At 71.6% G+C, this 19705-nt stretch carries 18 protein-coding genes and 1 pseudogene; 9 read left to right on the top strand and 10 right to left on the bottom strand.

Translation table 11 applies throughout. The annotated features are described in order from the left end of the window. The first annotated feature begins 50 nt into the window (after positions 1 to 50). Positions 51 to 2477, top strand: coding sequence for a tetratricopeptide repeat protein (locus tag GB932_RS08760; RefSeq protein ID WP_156760321.1), 2427 nt, complete (start codon positions 51 to 53; stop codon positions 2475 to 2477). A 131-nt stretch (positions 2478 to 2608) separates the two neighbouring features. Continuing rightward, positions 2609 to 3064, top strand: a complete 456-nt coding sequence (locus GB932_RS08765; protein ID WP_156760322.1) for a nitroreductase family deazaflavin-dependent oxidoreductase — start codon at positions 2609 to 2611, stop codon at positions 3062 to 3064. Between the two features lie 11 nt (positions 3065 to 3075). Here GB932_RS08765 and GB932_RS08770 read toward each other — a convergent pair whose 3' ends face one another. Continuing rightward, entirely contained in the window at positions 3076 to 3699 is a 624-nt protein-coding gene (locus tag GB932_RS08770; RefSeq protein ID WP_156760323.1) for a TetR/AcrR family transcriptional regulator, read from the bottom strand. A gap of 70 nt (positions 3700 to 3769) precedes the next feature. On the opposite strand from GB932_RS08770, the gene GB932_RS08775 reads away from it, so the two are divergent. Continuing rightward, complete coding sequence (locus tag GB932_RS08775; RefSeq protein WP_156760324.1) at positions 3770 to 4375, top strand: NAD(P)H-dependent oxidoreductase; 606 nt, start codon at positions 3770 to 3772, stop codon at positions 4373 to 4375. Between the two features lie 4 nt (positions 4376 to 4379). On the opposite strand, the gene GB932_RS08780 is transcribed toward GB932_RS08775, so the two are convergent. Continuing rightward, on the bottom strand, positions 4380 to 5186 hold the full coding sequence (locus GB932_RS08780; protein WP_156760325.1) for a MerR family transcriptional regulator: 807 nt from the start codon (positions 5184 to 5186) through the stop codon (positions 4380 to 4382). A 94-nt stretch (positions 5187 to 5280) separates the two neighbouring features. On the opposite strand from GB932_RS08780, the gene GB932_RS08785 reads away from it, so the two are divergent. Beyond that, the gene (locus GB932_RS08785) at positions 5281 to 5916 is read left to right on the top strand and encodes a GyrI-like domain-containing protein (protein WP_156760339.1); all 636 of its coding nucleotides are present in this window, start codon (positions 5281 to 5283) and stop codon (positions 5914 to 5916) included. On the opposite strand, the gene GB932_RS08790 is transcribed toward GB932_RS08785, so the two are convergent. Then, on the bottom strand, positions 5888 to 6670 hold the full coding sequence (locus GB932_RS08790; RefSeq protein WP_156760326.1) for a siderophore-interacting protein: 783 nt from the start codon (positions 6668 to 6670) through the stop codon (positions 5888 to 5890). The genes GB932_RS08785 and GB932_RS08790 overlap by 29 nt on opposite strands. A 74-nt stretch (positions 6671 to 6744) precedes the next feature. Between GB932_RS08790 and GB932_RS08795 the strand changes: the two genes are divergently transcribed. Further along, complete coding sequence (locus tag GB932_RS08795) at positions 6745 to 7572, top strand: PhzF family phenazine biosynthesis protein (RefSeq protein ID WP_156760327.1); 828 nt, start codon at positions 6745 to 6747, stop codon at positions 7570 to 7572. A gap of 106 nt (positions 7573 to 7678) precedes the next feature. Here GB932_RS08795 and GB932_RS08800 read toward each other — a convergent pair whose 3' ends face one another. Then, positions 7679 to 8287, bottom strand: a complete 609-nt coding sequence (locus tag GB932_RS08800) for a MerR family transcriptional regulator (RefSeq protein WP_156760328.1) — start codon at positions 8285 to 8287, stop codon at positions 7679 to 7681. Positions 8288 to 8374: 87 nt separating this feature from the next. Between GB932_RS08800 and GB932_RS08805 the strand changes: the two genes are divergently transcribed. Next, complete coding sequence (locus GB932_RS08805; RefSeq protein WP_156760329.1) at positions 8375 to 8842, top strand: DUF4188 domain-containing protein; 468 nt, start codon at positions 8375 to 8377, stop codon at positions 8840 to 8842. Positions 8843 to 8954: 112 nt separating this feature from the next. Here GB932_RS08805 and GB932_RS08810 read toward each other — a convergent pair whose 3' ends face one another. From GB932_RS08810 to GB932_RS08825, 4 genes are all read right to left on the bottom strand, one after another. Continuing rightward, positions 8955 to 9791 carry a DUF1266 domain-containing protein gene (locus GB932_RS08810; RefSeq protein ID WP_197517404.1) on the bottom strand — a complete coding sequence of 279 codons (837 nt, stop codon included), beginning with the start codon at positions 9789 to 9791 and terminating at the stop codon, positions 8955 to 8957. Then, positions 9788 to 10807: a hypothetical protein gene (locus GB932_RS08815; protein WP_156760331.1), complete on the bottom strand. Its 1020-nt coding sequence runs from the start codon at positions 10805 to 10807 to the stop codon at positions 9788 to 9790. Before GB932_RS08815 ends, GB932_RS08810 begins: the two co-directional genes overlap by 4 nt. A 220-nt stretch (positions 10808 to 11027) precedes the next feature. After that, a complete protein-coding gene (locus GB932_RS08820; RefSeq protein ID WP_156760332.1) occupies positions 11028 to 11336 on the bottom strand; it encodes a TfoX/Sxy family protein in 309 nt (102 codons plus the stop codon). Between the two features lie 31 nt (positions 11337 to 11367). Then, positions 11368 to 12606, bottom strand: coding sequence for a DUF418 domain-containing protein (locus GB932_RS08825; RefSeq protein WP_156760333.1), 1239 nt, complete (start codon positions 12604 to 12606; stop codon positions 11368 to 11370). 288 nt (positions 12607 to 12894) lie between these two features. Between GB932_RS08825 and GB932_RS08830 the strand changes: the two genes are divergently transcribed. After that, on the top strand, positions 12895 to 13773 hold the full coding sequence (locus tag GB932_RS08830; protein ID WP_197517405.1) for a glycerophosphodiester phosphodiesterase: 879 nt from the start codon (positions 12895 to 12897) through the stop codon (positions 13771 to 13773). 49 nt (positions 13774 to 13822) lie between these two features. Here the strand turns inward: GB932_RS08830 and GB932_RS08835 are convergent, their stop codons facing one another. Further along, entirely contained in the window at positions 13823 to 15160 is a 1338-nt protein-coding gene (locus tag GB932_RS08835; protein ID WP_156760335.1) for a copper amine oxidase, read from the bottom strand. A gap of 84 nt (positions 15161 to 15244) precedes the next feature. Between GB932_RS08835 and bioB the strand changes: the two are divergent. Together bioB and bsaP are read left to right on the top strand one after the other, a co-directional pair. Continuing rightward, positions 15245 to 16259, top strand: a pseudogene (gene bioB / locus GB932_RS08840) (biotin synthase BioB); the annotation flags it as partial. Between the two features lie 5 nt (positions 16260 to 16264). Then, positions 16265 to 16432 carry a biotin synthase auxiliary protein BsaP gene (gene bsaP, locus GB932_RS21670; RefSeq protein ID WP_438616709.1) on the top strand — a complete coding sequence of 56 codons (168 nt, stop codon included), beginning with the start codon at positions 16265 to 16267 and terminating at the stop codon, positions 16430 to 16432. A gap of 75 nt (positions 16433 to 16507) precedes the next feature. Here the strand turns inward: bsaP and GB932_RS19215 are convergent. Continuing rightward, positions 16508 to 19705 (bottom strand): LAVTG motif-containing sortase-dependent surface protein (locus tag GB932_RS19215; RefSeq protein ID WP_438616708.1); only part of this gene is annotated, 3198 nt, incomplete at its 5' end.

Here is a 19705-nt window from a genome sequence, read left to right on the forward strand (position 1 = left end):
GCCTTGATCCGAATGCTCGCTACGATCGTGGTCGAGATGGGGAAGCGGGTATGAAGACTCTCGATGACATCGCGCGGCAGCTGCGAGAATGGCGCATCCGCGCCGGCTCGCCGTCGTACGCCGACCTCGCCCGCCGCGTGGGCGAGCTGCGCGGGGGCAGGCCCGGCGCGACCTGGCAGGGCGCGCCGGGCCGCGTCACGGTCTACGACTGCTTCCGCGAGGGCCGCACCCGGATCGACGTCGAGCTCGCGAGCGACATCGCGGAGGCGCTCGGGATCACGGGCGTCGAACTCGACGCGTGGCGGATGCGCTGCGCCGACGCGCTGCGTCCCCGCTCAGCCGAGTCGGCCGGGCGAGGCGCGGCCGGTCTCGTGACGGCGACGAGCGCGACGCTGCGCCCCGCCGAGCCCGGGATCGGATCGCTCGACGCGCACGGTGCGGACGGCGTCCTGTTCGCCGGAATCGGCGGTTCCGGGAAGACCCAGGCGGCGCTGCGTGCGCTCGACCGGGCGCGGGTCGCCGGGGAGATCGACGGCGTCGTCATGCTGCACATCGACGGTCCGGGAGCGTCATTCGACTCCGTTCTGCAGGCCGCCGCGCACGAGCTCGGAGTCGGGGTCCCCGAAGGGGACGGCGCCGCGGCGCGGATCCTCGACGTCCTCGCGCGGCGTCGTCGGGGTCTCCTCGTCGACGACGTGACCGATGGGGCGCAGGTCGCGCCCTTCGGATCCGCCGAGCGCGCCGTGCCGTTCGTCGCGACATCCCGCGCCGCCCTCGACGTGCCCGGCATGACGCGCGTCGATGTGCCCCCGTGGACGCCGGGCGAGGTGCGCGGCTACTTCGCGCGCGCCGTGGATCCGTCGTGTCTCGCCGCCGATCCGCCGGCCGCGGACGCCCTCATCGCCCTCATGGGCGGCCTGCCGCTCGTCGTCGCCCTCGTCGCGGCGCGGGTGCGCTCCGCCGCGGGGTGGTCGCTCGCCGACCACGTCGACGCCCTGCGCGAGCGGCGCGAAGGCGGCCGGCTCGAGGACGCCGTGCGCGCGTCGATCGACGCGACGTGGCGCGGACTCACGGGCGAGGCGCGGACGCTCCTGAAGACCCTCGCGGCGGGACCGCGCGCGGGGCTGTCCGACAGCGCGGTGCGCGCCGTGGTCGACATCGACACCCCGGCGGCCGTTCGCGACCTCACGCGGGCCTTCCTCCTCACCAGGACGGGCGGCCGTTACCACCTCCACGATGTCGCGCGGGCGTTCGCGCGCGACCGCGCGAGGGAGGAGGATCCGCCGAGCGCACGCATCGCGCTCGAGGATCGACTGCTCGATCGCATCTGCGCGGAGGCGTGGGGCATCGCCCTCGCGCTCGGCCGCAGCGACCACGAGGGACGCCGCGCGTCGCGCGCGGAGGCGACGGTGCCGGATCCGAGCGGCTGGCTCGCGACCGATCTGCCGGGCGCTCTCGAACTCGCGCGCGGTGCCGCGGCACGACGGCCGTCGGCCGTGATCGAGCTGTCCGAGGCGCTCACCACTTCGCTCGAGAGGGCCCGGCTCCCCGGGCTCGCGGAGAAGCTCCAGCGCACGGCCCGCGACGCGGCCATGCGAATCGACGACCACGTCGGCGTCGCCCGGGCCCGGACCGCGCTCGCCGTGACGGCGATGCGCGCCGGCCAGGAGGGCGAGGCGGTGGACGCCCTCGCCGAGGTCGCCGAGCGCGCGGGCGACTCGTGGACGATCTCGCGCGTGCGGAACCTCGCGGGGATCCTCGCCTGCCGGACAGGGGACCTCGCCACGGGCGAGGCGCACTTCCACGCGGCCCGCGAGCTCGCGGAGCGCGACGGCTACGACGCACTCACGACCGCGATCGCGGGGAACATCGCGATCGCGCGGGCGTACTCGGGCGAGCTCGAGCAGTCGCTCGCGTGGGACGAACGGGCGCTCGAAGGGGCCCTGCGGTCCGGCAACCGCGGCCTCGCGGCGACGACGCTGAGCAATATGTGCGAGGCGCAGCGCATGCTCGGTCGGTACGGCGACGCGATCGCCTCCGCACGGCGCGCGATCGACTTCGCGGAGTCGGCGGGCGACCGGCTGGCCCTCACCCACGCGCTCGCGAACCTCGGCCTCGCCCTGACCCTCGCAGGCGACAACGACGAGGCGGTGGCGTGCCTCGAGCGCGCGACGGTCACGGCGGCCGACGCGGGATACCGCGAGATCGAGGCGACGCTGCACAACAACATCGCCGAAGCGCACCTGAAGGCCGGCCGGACGCACGAGGCGGGGATCGCGTTCGCCCGCGCGCGCATCGCCCCGAACGACGGCCCGTTCGAGCCCGCCCGCGCGCTCCACGGCCTCGGCCGGCTCGCGGCCGAGGCGAACCCCGAGCGCGCCCGCACCCTCTTCGCGGAGGCGCTGTCCGCGCTCGGCGACGCGTCGGAGCCGCTCGCGGCGGAGATCCGCGAGGCCGCGGCAAGCGTCACCCCCTGACCAACCCTTCATTTCTGGCACATCTCCGCGCGGTAATACGAGTAGATATGTGCCAGAAATGACGGGTTGGGGGCGCCGGATCGGCCGTGTGGCCGATGTGAGGCCGGGCGGCGAGTGCGAGCATCGAGCGCATGAGCCCCTGGAAGCCCTTCGTTCCGCCGCGGTTCGTCGTGACGACCGCGTGGCGGATCCACCGGGCCATCGCGCGACGCGGGCCTGGCCGCGGGCTGTGGGAGCCCGGCACCCGGAACGCCTGGGGCGCCCTGGCGCTCACCACCACAGGGCGCCGCAGCGGCGAGGCGCGTGATGCGATCGTCGGCTATCTCGACGACGGCGACGCGCTGCATACGCTCGCGATGAACGGCTGGGGCGAGGGACATCCGGCCTGGTGGCTGAATCTCCGGGCCGCGCCGCGCGCCCGCGTGACGATGCCCGACGGATCCTCGCACGACATCGTCGCGCACCGCGCGGCCGGCGACGAGCGCGACCGACTCTGGCGCGAGTGGCAGCGGATCGAGCCGCAGATCGACGCGCTCACCGCGCGGCGCACCACCCCGACTGACATCATCGTGCTCGTGCGGGCGTGACGTCGCGCGGATCAGTCGCCGGGCGACGGATCCTGCGAGACCGGGGCCGCCCCGGGCGCCGCCAGCAGGGCGCTGAGCCCATCGATCGCGGTCTCCGCCGCCGCACGCGGGAGATGACCCGTCGCGATCAGCTGCGACAGCCCGTGCACAAGCGCCCAAGCGCCCTGCGCGGCCGCCTCGTGCATGGCCGGATCCGCGTCGCCGAGTCTGTCTGCGACGACCTCGGCGATCAGCGCCTCGTTCTCGGCGATGAGGAGTCCCATCTCGGCCGTCGGTGCGCCCGGCACGCAGATCTCCGGATCGAAGACGATGCCGAAACCCGCCGGCTGATCGAGCGCGTAGTCGATGTACGCACCGGCGACGGCGCGCAGGCGTCGGTCCGGGTCGCTCTCCTGCTGCGCCGCTCGCTTCTGTCGATCGAGCAACCGCTGCATGTGACGTTCGGCGAGCCCCTTCATCACCGCGATGCGATCCGGGAAGTGATGGTATGGCGCATTGTGGCTGACCCCCGCGCGCCGCGCGACCTCGCGGAGGCTCAGTGCGGCGGATCCGCGCTCCGCCAACAACGCGTCCGCGGCATCGAGCAGCGCCCGCTGCAGGTCGCCGTGGTGATATCGCAGATCCGATGTTGACACGCGCAAGATTCTCCCACATCATGACAGTGTCCAGTTTGTGGGCATTGTCCAGATCACCACAGGAGGAACCATGTCGGCGCTCGTCATCGACGGACACCCGAACCCCGATTCGCTCACGTCTGCGCTCGCGCGCCGCTACGCCGACGCGCATGGCGATGCACGCCTGCTCGCCGTGCGGGACCTCGACTTCGACCCGATCCTGCACCAGGGCTATGTGGGAGATCAGACACTCGAGCCCGATCTGCGTCGGGCGCTCGACGATCTGCTCTCCGCCGATCACGTCGCCATCGCGACGCCGATCTGGTGGGCGTCGACCCCCGCACTGCTCAAGGGCCTCCTCGACCGGATCCTCATCCCGAAGGTCACCTATCGCTACCGCCCGAACGGCTTCCCCGAGGGGCTCCTGCGCGGGAGGACGGGGCGGATCCTCATGACGTGCGACTCACCGCGGTGGTTCCTCGCCCTCAGCGGTGACCCCGCGGTGAAGGCCCTGAAGCGACAGACGATGCAGTTCTGCGGGATCCGCCCCGTTCGGCTCACACGCTTCACGAACGTTCGTCACGCGGACGAGGCGCGCCGCGCGAGCTGGCTCGATCGCGCAGCCGTCGACGGATCCGCCGATGCCTGCCGCGGCGTCCAGGAGGTCTCGCGGACAGGCCCCCTCGTCCGCGCCTGACACCTCACTCCGCGCGGGCGACAGGCTGCTGCAGCTCCGTCACCCACTCGCTCTGATCATGGTCGGGCTCCGCACGGACATAGAACTCGCGGCACGGGCCCGCCGGGGCCATCCCGCGGGCCGCGATCTCGACATGCACAGCCTGCCAGCTGGCACCGATCCCCGCCATCGGGCCGAGATGCACGCCGCACACGGCCTCCGCCACGGCGGGGAGCTCGGCGATCTCGAGCCCGTCCGGCGCCGGGCCCGACCACTCGAAGCCAGCCGTGACCTGCATCCCTCCGTCGACGAAGTCGTACTGCACGATGGGCACCTCGAAGGCGCCCTTGACGTTCCCGATCGCACCCTGCACGCGATCGAAGAGCCCTTCGACGAGGCCCGCCATGTCGCCGTTCTTCGGAGAGCCGATCGCGGCCGCGAGGCGGATGGCGGGGAGGGGCTTCTCGATGATCTCGATGGCGCTCATGGTGTTCTCGCTTTCGATGACGTGGAGCCGGCGTTCGACGTCCGCCAGGCGCTCGGCCGCGATCCGATACTCGCGCTCGACCTCGTCGCGACGCGTCCGCAGCAGTGCCGCGAGACGGTCGGCGGCGACGCCGGCCGCGAGGTAGTCGCCGATCTCCGCGATGCCGAACCCCAGCTGCCGCAGCGCGACGATCCGATGCAGCCGTTCGAGCTGCGACGGATCGTACGAGCGGTACCCGGTGAACTCGTCGATGTGCGCGGGGACGAGCAGTCCTGCGGCATCCCAGTGGCGCAGCATGCGATGCGTCACCTGGCCGATCTGCGCGAAGGCTCCGATGGACAACATGGATGCCACGCTCCCGTCTCTCACAGTGTCAGGGTCAAGTATCCGCGCCGGGGGGGGCGACCCTCACACCGTGTCAGACGGCAGGATCGGATCCATGAAGACGGATCCGAAGAAGTCCTTGCCGTCGTATCGCGCGGCGAGCGGGCGATTCGGGATCCTCACGGTGCCTCCCCTGCGCTATCTGGCGATCACGGGATCCGGGGATCCCAACACGGCGGTCGCGTATCGCGACGCGCTCGCGACGCTGTACCCCGTCGCGTATCGCCTGAAGTTCCGCAGCAGGGACGAACTCGGCCGCGACTACGTCGTGCCACCGCTCGAGGCGCTGTGGTGGGCGGACGACATGCGGGCATTCACGGGGGAGCGCGACACGTCGGCGTGGCAGTGGACGGCCATGATCCTCGTGCCGGAGTGGATCCCGGATGCCCTCGTCGGCGACGCCCGGCGCGACGTCGAGAAGAAGGGTGCGCCGTCTCTCGATGCGCTCGGCGTCGACACCCTCGACGAAGGCCTGTGCGTCCAGACGCTGCACATCGGGCCCTACGACGCGGAGGGACCCGTACTCGCCCGGATGCACGACGAGTTCATCCCCGCGAACGGCCTGCGCATGACCGGTCGGCACCACGAGATCTACCTCGGCGATGTGCGGCGCGCGGCGCCCGAGCGGCTCCGCACGATCCTGCGCCAGCCCGTCGAACGGATCAGCGGCGCCAGTAGCCCGAGAACGTGACGCCGCCCTTGGGGACGCCGCGCTGCCTCACGAGGTGCCGCCGGGCCCCCGCCGCGAGCGCCTGCTCGCCCACCGCGAAGGCGTAGGGCGTGCCGTCCGGGAAGTCGAGCGCCTCCAGGGCGGGCAGCGCCGCCGATCCGGGCTCCGCCGCCTCCGCACGGACGAGCCAGTGGACCTCGACGCCCACGGGAGCGTCGACGTCCTGCCGATCGCGCTCGTCGAAGAGCTCGATGATCGCATGACCGGTCGCGGCGCGCGGGAGGTCGCGCAGGATCCCGAGGGCCGCCGGCAGGCCGCTCTCGTCGGCGACGATCAGGTTCCAGTCGGCGTCGAGTCCGCGCCAGCCGCAGCCCTGGTCGATGAGGGCGACGCGTTCCCCCGGCACCGCGCGCGCCGCCCACGGACCCGCGACCCCCTCGGATCCGTGGACGACGAAGTCGATGTCGAGCTCCCGCTCGCTCTCTCGGTAGTCGCGCACGGTGTAGTTGCGCACGACGGGGCGCTGCCCCTTCGGGATGCTCAGATACGACAGATAGCCGCCGAAGCCGAACCTCTGCGGCATGCGGTCGAGGGCGCCCTCGTCGCCGATGGGGAGGGCGAGTCGGAACCACTGGTCGAAGCCCCGGAACTCGAAGCGCGCGACATCGGGCCCACCCAGGGTCACGCGCGTCATGTGCGGCGTGATGCGCTCGCGGCGTACGACCTCGGCGTGCACGAGACCCGATTCGGCGTGCGTGACGGTGATGTTGCTCATGCGCTCCCCTTTGTGTTGTAGGTAAGCCTTACCTGATCGATGGGGCGCGTCAAGCGGCGGGCTATCGTGAGCACATGCCCTTCGAGTTCCGCCAGGTCGATGTCTTCAGCCCCGAGCCTCTCCTCGGCAACCCCGTCGCGGTCGTCCACGACGCCGATGCCCTGACAGACGAGCAGATGGCCGCGTTCGCCCGCTGGACCAACCTCTCCGAGACGACGTTCCTCCTCGCGCCGACGGATCCGTCCGCCGACTATCGGCTGCGCATCTTCACACCGGGCGGCGAGCTGCCGTTCGCGGGCCACCCGACGCTCGGATCCGCGCACGCCTGGCTCGAGGCGGGCGGCGCCCCGCGCGGCGACGAGATCGTGCAGGAGTGCGCGGTCGGCCTCGTGACCCTGCGGCGCGACGAGGGGAGGCTGTCGTTCGCCGCTCCCCCGCTCGCGCGGTCCGGACCCGTCGACGACGAGCTCCTCGTACGGATCGCCGACGCCCTGGGCATCGCGCGCGGCGCGATCGTCGAAGCCGCATGGTGCGACAACGGCCCGGGGTGGGTCGGCGTGCGCCTCGCCGACGCGGCGGCCGTACTCGACCTTCGACCCGACTTCGCGGCCCTCCCCGCGGACGTCGGCGCCGTCGGGCTGCACGACGAGGGCGCCGAGTGCGCGATCGAGGTGCGCGCCTTCTGCATGCCCGAGATGGGCCTGGGCGAGGACCCGGTGACGGGTTCGCTCAACGCCGCGCTCGGCCAGTGGCTCGCGGGATCCGTGCTCCCTGATGCGTATGTGGCGAGCCAGGGCACCGCACTCCAGCGCCGCGGGCGCGTGCACGTGCGCCGCGATGGCGACGCGGTGTGGGTCGGCGGCGCCACGACGACGACCATCCGGGGCGAGCTGACGCTCTGACCCCCAACACAATGCAGTCGATCCGGCCGGGGATCACCGGTTCCCACGTGGGAGACCACCCCGGGCGCGCAGATCGACTGCATTGTGTTGCCCACGGTGCGAAGAGTCAACTTCTCGACGGGCCGTACCGCCGGGCCGAGGCGTCCTGTTCGGCGAGGCGGCGCAGGGCGGCGAGCAGCGGCTCGACGAGGATCGTGCCCAGGACCGCGTACCGCAGCGCCGCGGCCGGGTCCTCGGGGATGTGCGCCAGTTCGACCTCGCCGACCGCGGTCGATGCCGAGAGATAGGTGTCCATCACTCCGTCGGGCACCACGAATCCCGCGTCGTCGAGCGCCGCGAGGGCACGGGCGAGCTGCCCGACCTCGGGACTATCCGGGTCGATGGCCCATCCCGCCCTGGTGATGAGCTCGCGCGCGGGCGCCTCGTCGGCGCCGTCGGCCTCGCCGTACGTCGCCCCCTGCGCGGCCCCGAGCGCGACGAACATGTCGTCGCCGGGATCGTCGATCACGCGCAGCACCTCCCGCGCCTGCGCCACCGTCAGCCCGCCCTGGCCGAGCAGCGCCCGCACGAGCCGCAGCCGCTCGACGTGCGCCTCGCCGTACTGCGCCTGTGTCGACGAGGTCAGCTCGCCCGGCGGCACGAGCCCCTCACGCAGGTAGAACTTGATCGTCGCCGTGGCCACACCGGAACGGCGGGCGAGCTCGGAGATTCTCATGCGGACCCCTTGACATCGGATAGTTTAGCTATCCATTATTGGAGAGCACCGCTCCCCATTATGACGACGATCACGAGGAGATCCGCAATGACACCCGTGCCGGGTCGAATGACCCACGACTACGACGGAGACCTCGTCGTCTTCCTCATCGGCATGCGCATCAACCGCTGGTCGCGCGTGAGCGACTGGCTGCCGACGCTCCGCGCGATGCCGCCGATGCTGCGCGAGCTCGCCGCCGATCCCGACTCGGGCATGGTCGGATACCGCCTGTTCGGACTGCCGCGCACGCCGACCGTCCTCCAGTACTGGACGAGCCTTGACAAGCTGTACGACTATGCGTCGGACCCGCAGGCGAAGCACCGCCCCGCGTGGGGTGAGTTCAACCGCCGCGCCCGCACGGCCGGCGACGCCGTGGGGATCTGGCACGAGACGTTCGAGGTCGCGCGCGCCGAGACCTTCTACTACGCGATGCCGCCGACCGGCCTCGCCGCCGCGACCGGCATGATGCCCGTGACAAAGGCGCGAGCCCGAGCGCGCGACCGCATGGCCAGCTGATCCCTCCAACACAACGCAGTCGATTCCACCGCTGACCACGGTCTCCCCCCGTGGGAGACCGGTCCGGGCGCACAGATCGACTGCGTTGTGATGTGACGACCCGCGTCGGGCCTCACTCGCGTGGGGCGCCCGGCCACGCCACCCGGCGCCACGGGCTCTCGGCATCGTCCACAAGCCAGTCGACGGCTCGCCGTCGCCCCTTGTGGGCTGGGAACGGGGACTGTTCGAGTCCTGCCAGGTAGGCGCGCCCGTAGTCGTTCCACTCGGAGAACGCGACGACCGCGCACGCGGCGAGGACGTCGCCGGCCGCGTGTGCGTATCCCTCGTCGACGTACCCGACCCAGGCGGACCAGCGCAGCAGGTTCGTCACGCGGCCGATGTCGAAGGCGATCTCGGCGCGCAGGGACTCCAGGTCGGCGTCGCCTGCGCCCTCCGTCGCGCGCACCTCCGCCGCGATCTCCGGCCTGATCTCGTCGATGACGGCTGCCGAGACACCGGCCGCCGCAAGCCGGTCGCGTTCGCCGGCGGGATCGATCGCGAGATCCGACACGAGCAGGCCGCGCGTGTATCGCTCGACCGCGTCGATCCCCGCCCCGACCTGTTCCGTGGCCGACGCCGTGTCCGTGACGCCCCAGTCCTTCCGCAGCTGCAGCATCACGCGAGACGGCGGGGCGACGGCCCCATACCCGAAGTAGGTCTGGTCGGCGTCGATGCTCCGCGCGGCCCCGCGTGTGATCGCCCATTCATACCGGGCGTAGGGTGCCGCGAGCGCCCCCGTGAATCGGCGCCACGGATCGGCTGGCGCCGGGACGCCCGCGTGGCCGGGACCGGCGAGATGCCGCTGCCTGATCGTCCCGCGGATCCGCGCGGCGTAGACGATCACGCCGATGCTGAACGCGATGACGGCGCCGAACACGATCAGCACGATCGTGAGGTCCTGTGAGCTCATCCGAAGATCCCCCCCTGCCATGCCACGGCCAGTCCCGCGCCGACGCCCGCGACCGCCGGGACGATGCGCAGCGCCCACGCGCTCGTCGGCTTCAGGCGCGCACCGCCCGATCCCACGAGGTCGGGGTGCGCCGACTGCTCGTCGGAGTAACGGGAAGACCGCTGCGCCGTGTGCGCCCCGACGGTGTCGGCGACGATCTGCGCGGCCTCGAGGATCTCGGGACGCGTGAGATCGAACGGCCCTGGCGCGTAGATGAACATCTCGTCGTCGATGATCTCGACGTCGCAGCCGGGGATCCAGTCGACGAGCGTCGCCATGAGGTCGGGGGTGAAGACGTAGTACGCGTCCTGCTCGTAGCCCTTCGGGACGAACAGTCGCCAGTACCGGTTGAAGTCGCCCTCGAGATCCATGAGCTGGGCCCGGTCGAAGCCGATGGTGTACGGCCGCACCCCCGTGCGCCCCTGCGCGGGCAGGTGCATGTGCGGGAGCGATCGGTCGAGGAGCACCCGGATGTACCCGATCTGGTCGAGCCCCTTGAACGACTGCCCCTGCGGTGCGACGAAGGTGTGGTTGCCGATCTCGACGAAGCGCGGGGCGTGCACGTGCATCGCGTTCTCGACGCGCGCTCTCGTGCCGCATCGGAAGAGGGATCCCGTGAGGAGCCCCGGATCCACCTCGAGCTCGTAGTGCCACCCGTGTGTCAGGGCCATCTCCGCGGCGGCGCGGCGCACCCGCCAGCGCTTCCTGTGGTTCACCCAGACCACCACGAGCGTTCCGATGAGGAGGAGGGCGAAGCCGACGATCGCGAGACCCGCGAGGAACGCCTCGCGCGCGCTCGGGTCGCGCGAGCCGTAGGTCAGCATCATCACGAAGACGCCGAGCGCGCCGAACAGGATCGAGAGGATCCCCCAGCCGATCAGCATCGGCCACATCCGCTCGGCCCGTCGGATGATGGGGGCGTCATTGCGCGAGGCGCGACGGAAGTCCTGCATCGAGGCGAGTCCGTGGGCACTCATCGGGCGCACCTCCTGCGGGGATGTGCGAGGCCGCCGACGCTCCGACGCCGCCCTCGGGTGGCGACCGCCGAAACGGCGCATCCGACGACCCCGCACGCTGTGGGCTCGTGCGCCGCCGAGGGCGGCGCACGGCAAGGGACCCTGTCGACGTTAGCCGTGCGTGCCGGCCGGAATCACGCGCCGGCGTTCGGGAACGTTCGGCGTCCGCACGCGGAGGTCGTCACCCGAGGGCGCGGGCGATCGCGTCGCCGATCCAGTCCGCGAGGACGTCGTCGCTCGGATCCGTGAGCGCCGCGAACGGCGCCGAGCGCCCGCCCGGCATCGTCAGCCGGTGGGCGCCCTGCTGGAGCGCCATGTCGAGGGCCTCGCCCCCGCCGACCGGGAAGAACACCTCGTCGCCCGAGACGCCGACCGCGATCCGCCCGTTCACGAGGAAGGCCAGGGATCCCATCATGCGCTTCTCGTCGACGTCGCCGGCCGCCTCGATGATCGCGCGCACGCGATCCGCGATCTCGGTGTCATACGCCATGCGGCGAGCGTATCCGACGGCGCCGGCCGGATCAGCGTGCGCCGCGGTAGACGAGGCGCCGCAGGAGGATCTCGGCGGGGCCGCGCCAGCCTCGCGCCTCCCACACGGCCGCCAGCAGCAGCGTCACGGCCCACACGCCGATCGCGTACAGCGCCATCTCCGTGCTGCCCATCACGCCGCCGAGGCCGAGGCCCCAGCCCGCGAGCACGGGCGCGCACAGCACCGACTGCATGAGGTAGCTGCTGAGCGACCGTTTGCCGACGGCGGCGATCGCGCCCGTCAGTCCGAGGCGGCGCGGCGCGGGAGCCGCCGCACGCCGCCGCTCGATCGCGGCTCCGATGAGGCCGAACAGGGCGGCGTACCCGAGGCCCGCGAACGCGCCCGTGACAGCGGACAGGCCCGCGAACATCCACGAGGCGTGCAGCGGCAGGGCGACCACGTCGAGGTGGACGAGCAGCGAGGGGACGCCTCCGAGCCAGCCGACCGCGATGCCGATGAACGCCGTGCGCCGCAGCAGGCCGAGGTGCGCGCCGGGATCCTCGAGGATCCCCCGCCGCGCGGCCCAGAACGCCACGAGGATCATGATCGGCACGACGAGCCCGATCACCCCCTGTCCGACGACGATGGCCGGCCAGAATGCGGCGCGCTCGCCGATGGAGAGGAGGTAGTCCGGCTGCGCCTGCGCCGCGTGGAGGTCGGGGCCCGCGATCGTCGATGGGTCCAACGAGATCATGCTCAGGGCCCACGCGGCCGGGATCGAGATGAGCGCGCCGAGCGCGAGCAGGCCGAGCAGGATCCACGCCCACACGAGCAGCGTGCGATCGCGGCGGCGCAGGAACAGCCACACGAAGATCAGGCCCGCGAGGCCGTAGGCGCCGAGCACGTCGCCCTCCCACAGCAGGACGGCGTGAACGAGGCCGAACACGAGGAGCCAGGCATTGCGGCGCTGCAGCAGGCCGCGGGCGGCGCGTTCGTCCGCCCCGGCCGCAATCTGGCGGCAGTGCAGCTGTACGATGCCGTAGCCGAACAGGAACGCGAAGAGGGGGTAGGTGCGGCCGTCGATCGCGACGATCGTGACGGCCTGCACGATCTGGTCGAGCAGGGATCCGTCTCCGGGATGCGCGCTCGTCATGCTCGATCCCTCGGCGCCCCACAGGTAGAACGGCGTGTTCGCGAGCGCGATGAACAGCAGCGCGAAGCCACGGGCGAGGTCGGGCGAGATGCTGCGCTCGGTGGCGCGCACCGGGCCACGGGCGATTGTCGAGCTCATGGATCCTCCGATCGTGGGACGGTGCCAGATTCTCAGATCGGCGGCTCCGCGGCATCCCCCTGGGGAGGGACATCGGGCGCGCATCCTCCTGCCCGGGTGCGGCTCGCGCGGCCCCGTATTCAACACGGAGGCCCGGCGCTCGCACAAGGGGCGTCGCCGGATGTTCGCCTGTTCGTCGTCGCGGCGCGAGACGCGTCACCTCTCCGCTAGATGAAGATCACGAAAGGGTCACGGCGGCCCGCCAGGGTGAGACGCGGATCCCCTTCCCTCTCGATCTCTGGAGCTCACATGCGCATCCGTCACCTCGTCGGCGCCACCGCCGTCACCGCTCTCGGCCTCTCGCTCACCGCGCTCCCCGCGAACGCGGCGCCGGGCGGCGAGCCGGGCCAGCCGGAGCACGTGTCGACAACCGTCATCGCCCACCGCGGCGCGTCGGCCTACGCGCCCGAGAACACCCTCGCGGCGTTCCGCGTCGGCATCGATCTGAACGCGACGCTCATCGAGTCGGACGTGCAGCTGTCGAAGGACGGCGTGCCCGTGCTGATCCACGACACGACCCTCACGCGCACGACGAACGTGGAGGAGGTCTTCCCCGACCGCGCCTCGCACTTCGTGGGCGACTACACCCTCGACGAGCTCAAGCAGCTCGACGCCGGATCCTGGTTCGGCGAGGAGTTCGCCGGCGAGCAGATCCCCACGCTCGCCGAGATGATCGAGCAGGTGCGCGGATCCCGCAGCGGCATCATCATGGAGCTCAAGAGCCCCGCACTGTACCCGGGCGTCGAGCAGGCCGTCTCCGACGTGTTCGCATCGTACCCCGGCTACGTGCGCTCGGCGCTCAGCGCGGGGCGCCTCTCGGTCCAGAGCTTCGACTGGGACGCGATGGAGACCTACAACGCGATCTCGCCCGAGACGCCGACGGGCCTGCTCGGCACCGTGCCCGTCGAGGACATGGCCGCCTATGGCGCGTGGGCCGACGAGGTCAACCCGAACAAGAACACCATCACCCCCGAATACGTCGAGGCCATCCACGCCGCCGGCATGACGACGAACGTCTACACGGTCAACGACGAGCCGACGATGCACCGCCTGCTCGACGCCGATGTCGACGGCATCATCAGCGACGTGCCCGACGTCGTCTTCGGCGTCCTCCAGGCGCGCCGGTAGGCGACGCCCGCGGGGCCCGGCTGCGGCCGGGCCCCTTCTGCGTGCCCGCCTACTCGTCGTCCTCGCCCTGGCGCCAGATGCTGTCCTCGGGGATCCCGTTGACGTCCTCGCGCCCGGAGGGGATGCCCACGCGCTGCGCCGTGAGGTCGCGCGGGAGGAGCGTGAATCCCTGCCAGTGCGTGTCCATGGGCGACTGATCCTCGTCGCGGACGACGTGGTGGAAGCCGACGGCGACCCACGAGACGATGTCGCGCAGCGGGTCCTCCGCGCTGTCGGCGACGAAGTCGAGGACGCCCGCGCCGCACTCTCGTCCGTTGTGCGTCGCGAAGAGCTGGCACTCGTCGGCGTTCGTGAAGGCGACGTCGTAGCCGGCCTCGTCTCCGTGGTCGTGCTGGTCCTCTGAGAAGGCGAACGAGTCGGTGCCGTCGATGTCGATCTCGTACGAGATCGGGTGCCCGTCGGCGTTCTCGACGCTCGGCGAGAGCACGCGCCACCAGCGCCGGTTCTCCCACTCGAGGGTCGTCGGGTGGGCGATCTCCGTGAGGGTGCCGTCGAGGATGGGCGACTCGCTGCCGTGCTCGCCTGTCTCGGTCGCGTCGTACTGCTCGGCGCGCAGGTCGCCTGTCGCGCCGAGCGCCCAGTGCGCGCGCCAGACCGCGTTGTGCGAGTGGCTCGCGGCGTGGTCATGGTCGCCCTCGCCGACGGGCCAGCCGTGCTCCTCGTCGGTGAAGTCGAGTGGCGAGATGTCTCCCGTCGCGCCGAGAGAGGGCGAGATCGTGCCGTCGGATCCGAAGGCGTACTGCGCGACGTATTCGTACCAGCCGACCTTCGAGATGGATCCGAGCTGCCACGACTGGCGGCGGTCGGCGACGAGCGCGCCGTCGCTGGAGCGGTAGCCGAGCCCGTCGTCGACGACCTCGGAGCAGAGCACCTCGCGCACGGGCGACTTGCCGTAGGTGCCGTCCCCGACGTTCGGCACGGCCGTCGCGATCCGCTCGCCCACGCACTCCGTCTCCGTGAGGGTCTGCATGCGCCCGGATCCGAACCCGGCCTCGGTGATGTCGTTCGTGAGGCGCTCGCCGTCGTCGTACGGCACCTCGAGCTGCGCGATCGCGAGCGATTCGAGGATCGGGATCGTGTCGTCGCCCGTCGGGGCGAAGCCGATGTCGGTGAGCAGCAGGCCGACGTCCTCCTGCACCTGCCAGCACATGGTCCACGCGGATCCGTTGTCGAAAGCCTGCGAGAGCGGCTCGCCCTCCTCGCATTCGACGGCGGGCGTCTCGGGATCCGCGGTCGGCTCCTCGCTGACGGCGCCGGCGACGCAGCCGAGCAGCAGGACCGACGGGAGGCCGAGGGCGAGGGCGGCGAGGAGTCGACGTGTGCGCATCGAGGCTCAGCCTATCCGCGTCATTCCGGTTCGCACGAGGGATCGGGAAAGTCTCCTGAACGGCGTTCAGGTAGAGTGCGCTCCGTGACGCTCTCTCCGACACCGATCCCACCCATCCTCGACATCGCCCGCGCGCAGGTCCTCGACCGCGGGACAGGCCTCGACAGGGCGCAGGTGCTCGAGATCCTGCGCCTGCCCGACGCGCACCTGCCCGCCGCCCTGCAGCTCGCCCACGAGGTCCGCACGCGGTTCTGCGGAGACGAGGTCGAGGTGGAGGGCATCGTGTCGGTCAAGACGGGCGGTTGCCCCGAGGACTGCCACTTCTGCAGCCAGTCGGGCCTGTTCGACTCCCCCGTGCGCGGCGTATGGCTCGACATCCCCGGCCTCGTCCGCGCGGCGAAGGAGACGGCCGAGACGGGCGCGACCGAGTTCTGCATCGTCGCCGCCGTGCGCGGCCCCGACATCAAGCTCATGAACCAGGTCGGGTTCGCGATCGAGCGGATCCGCCGCGAGGTCGACATCGACATCGCCTGTTCGCTCGGCATGCTCACCCCGCGGCAGACCGCGCAGCTCGCCGGATGGGGGGGTGCACCGCTACAACCACAACCTCGAGACGGCGCGCAGCTTCTTCCCCGAGGTGGTCACGACGCACACCTACGACGAGCGGCTCGAGACCTGTCGGCTCGTGAAGGACGCGGGCATGGAGCTGTGCTGCGGCGCGCTCATCGGCATGGGCGAATCGCTCGAGCAGCGGGCGGAGCTCGCCGTCGAACTCGCGGCGCTCGAGCCGCACGAGGTGCCCCTGAACTTCCTGAACCCGCGGCCGGGCACCCCACTCGAGGACCAGCCGCTCATGAGCGGCAAGGATGCGCTGCGGGCGATCGCGGCGTTCCGCCTCACGATGCCGCGCACGGTTCTCCGCTACGGGGGCGGGCGCGAGCTGACGCTCGGCGACCTCGGCACACGCGAGGGCCTCCTCGGCGGCATCAACGCCGTGATCGTCGGCAACTACCTCACGACCCTCGGGCGTCCGGCGACGGCCGACCTCGACCTCCTCATCGAGCTGAACATGCCGGTGCGGGAGCTGCAGAAGTCGCTGGGACGATCGAGTTCTGCACGCGCTGCGGATCCGCCGCCTGCGGCTGCCGCGACACGGCGCTCGAGCCGCCGCGCTTCTGCGGCCGCTGCCGGCGACGGCTGAAGGTGCAGGTGACGCCGTCGGGATGGACCGCCGCGTGCTCGCGCCACGGGGCCGAGGTCGCTCGCGCCTGAGAACGCATGGCGCGCGAGAAGCGGCGGCCCGGATGAACCGGGCCGCCGCCTCTTCTCTCGGCCTTGACGGAGTGGCTACTCCTTCACGATGCCTGCCTTGGCGCGGGACCGCGCGATGAGCGCGGCTCCGAGCAGCAGCGTCAGCAGCGCGATCGGGATGATGCCCGGCGCGATCTCACCGCCGGTGGCGGGGAGGTCACCCTTGCCGTTGCCGTTGCCGTCGCCGTCTCCGCCGCCGTTGCCGCCGTCGGATCCCTCGGTCACAGTGACCGGGGCGTCGACCGAGACACCGTACTCGTCGGTCGCGACGACCGTGTACTCCACGGGGTCGCCACCGGCCTTGACGGCGCTCGCCGGGACCGTGAGCGTCGTGCCGGCGGGGACGTTGCCGTCCGCGTCGACCGTGACGGTCACGGGGGCGCCCACGGCGTCACCCTCGGCGTCGTGCAGCTGCAGCGACACCTGCGAGTCGGCGAACCAGCCGCCCGACGTGATCTCGGTGTCGTCACCGGCCTTGACCGGCGACGTCGCCTCGATCATCGGGGAGTAGACCCCGATGTCGTCGGACGCCATGTTGCCTGCGACGTCCGTGCCCGTCACCGTGTAGGTGCCGAGCGCGGTGTCAGCGGGGACCGTGAGCATGGTGCCGGCCGGGACGTTGCCGTCCGCGTCCGTCGTCACGGTGACCGTGTCGCCGACCATCTCGCCGTCGGCGTCGCTCAGCGCGAGCGTCACCTCGGTGTCCGCGGTCCAGCCGGATCCCGACACCGAGGTGTCAGCACCGGCGACGACCGGGGACGTCGCGTCGATCACGGGACCGTCGGCATCGTCCACGACCGTGATCTCGTCAGCCGCCTCCGCACCGTTGGTGTCCATACCGTGAACGATCAGGACCGAGTCGACTTCGGTGTCCGCCGGAACGGTGAGCGTCGTACCGGTCGGCACCGCGCCCTCCGCATCCGTCGTGACCGTGGTCTCGTCGAGCAGACCGCCATCGGCGTCGAACAGGTGGATCGTGACCTCCGACTCCGGCAGCCAGCCGCCCGAGGTGATGGCCGTCTGGCCACCGGCCACGACCGGCGAGCTGGCGTCGAGCGCCGGGGCGTAGACCTCGATGCCCGTCTCGACATCGACCCCATCGGTGTCGATCGCCGTGACTGTGTGAGCGCCGGCCGTCGCGTCGGCGGGAACCGCGAGCATGGTGCCCGCGGGAACCGCGCCATCGACGTCGGTCGTGACGATCACCGGGTCGCCGAGCGTCGTGCCCTCGCTGTCGAGCAGCTCGAGCATGACGTCCGTGCCGGGCGTCCAGCCCTCCGACGTGATCTCGGTCGCGCCACCGGCCGGAACCGGGGACGTGGCGTCGATCGTCGGGCCGTCGCCGGTCTCGGCGATCGGCAGCGGGGCCTCGACGTGGGCTCCGCCATCGCCGTCACCCTCGACCGTGTAGTCGTCACCAGGCGTGGCGTCCTCGGGAACCGGGACGCACGTGCCCTCGGGGAGGTCGCCGTTCTCGTCGGCGATCACCACGACCGGCTCGCCCACGGGGTCGCCCTCGGGGTCCACCAGCTGCAGCGTGACCTCCTCGCCCGGCAGCCAGCCGGACGACGTCACCTCGGCGCACTCACCCGGAGCGACGGGGTCGACCTCGAGAACGGGTGCGTACACCTCGATCTCATCGGAGGCCGTCTCGTCGTCCACGCCGACGCCCGTCACGGTGTAACCCGCGGCGGCGGCGGCGTCCTCGGGCACCGGGATGGTGGTGCCGTCGGCCAGGTAGCCCTGCTCGTCGGCCGGGACGCCCTCGACCGTGGCCACGACGTTGCCGTCGGGGTCCGCGAGCGTGAGCGTCACCTCGCTGTCGGGCGTCCAGCCCGACGAGGCGATCGTGGTCTCTCCGCCGGCAGGAACCGGCGAGGAGGCCTCGAGGACGGGAGCGTCGGCGAGGATGACGACGAGGTCCGCAGGGACCTCGGCGCCGTGCTCGTCGGATCCGATGATCGTGTAGTCACCGGGCTGGGCGTCAGCAGGGATCGGAACCACCGTGCCGGCGGGAACGTCGCCGTTCTCGTCGGTGATCACCGTGATCGGGTCACCCACGGGGTTGCCGTCGGGGTCGACGAGCTGGAGCTCGACGGGCGAGTTCGGCTGCCATCCGCCCGAGGTGATCTCGGACTCGTCGCCCGGCATGACCGGGCTCTCAGCCTCGAGGCTCGGCGCGTAGACCTCGACCGGGGCCGAGACCTCGGCACCGTTCTCGTCCGTTCCGACTGCCAGGTAGTCGCCCGCGGGGGTGCCCTCGGGAACCGTGATCGTCGTGCCGGCGGGGACGTTGCCGTCCGCGTCGGTCGTGACGGGCACGACGGGAGCCATCGTCCCCTGCAGCTGCAGGTCGACGTCGCTCTCGGGCAGCCAGCCGCCCGACGTGATCTCGGTCACCTCACCGGCCGGAACCGGCGACGTCGCCTCGATCATCGGCGTGTAGATGCTGGTCGTGTCCTCACCGGTGTTCCCCTCTTCGTCCTCACCGACGACCGTGTGGTCGCCCGGGTCGGCGTCAGCGGGGATCTCGATGCAGACCACGCCATCGGCGACGACGTTTCCGTCGGCGTCGGTGTCGAACGTGACCTCGGTCACCGTCTCGCCGGCCTCGTCCACGAGCGTGAACGTGACCGAGCTGTCCGGAGCCCAGCCGCTCGACGTGATCTCGGCGCAGACCCCCGCGGGGATCTCCGGGTCGACCTCGACGATCGGCTCGCCGGCCTCCGTGACCTCGAGCGGAGCCGAGACCTCGTTGCCGTTCGTGTCCGTTCCGGTGACCGTGTGGTCACCGGGCGTCGCGTCCTCCGGAACCGGGAGGGGCGTGGCGGGGATGCTGCCATCGGCGTCGGTCGGAACCGTCACCGCGTCGCCCACGGGGTCGCCAGCGGCGTCCTCGAGCTGCAGCGTGACCTCGTCCTCCGGAGCCCAGCCGTCCGACGTGACCTCGGTCTCGCCACCGGCCGGAACCGGCGACGTCGCCTCGATCGTCGGCGCGATGATCTCGACCGGAGCCGACACCTCCACGCCGTTGTCGTCCGTGCCGACCACGTCGAACACGTCACCGGCTTCGGCGTCCTCGGGCGTCGCGAGAGTCGTGTCCGCCGGGACGTTGCCGTCCGCGTCGGTCGTCACGACCACCTCGTCACCCACGGGGTCGCCCGCGGCATCCGTCAGCTGGAGCGTGACGTCCGACTCCGGCAGCCAGCCACCCGACGTCACCGTCGTGTCGCC

The sequence above is a fragment of the Microbacterium karelineae genome, from assembly GCF_009745985.1.
Taxonomy (GTDB): domain Bacteria; phylum Actinomycetota; class Actinomycetes; order Actinomycetales; family Microbacteriaceae; genus Microbacterium; species Microbacterium karelineae.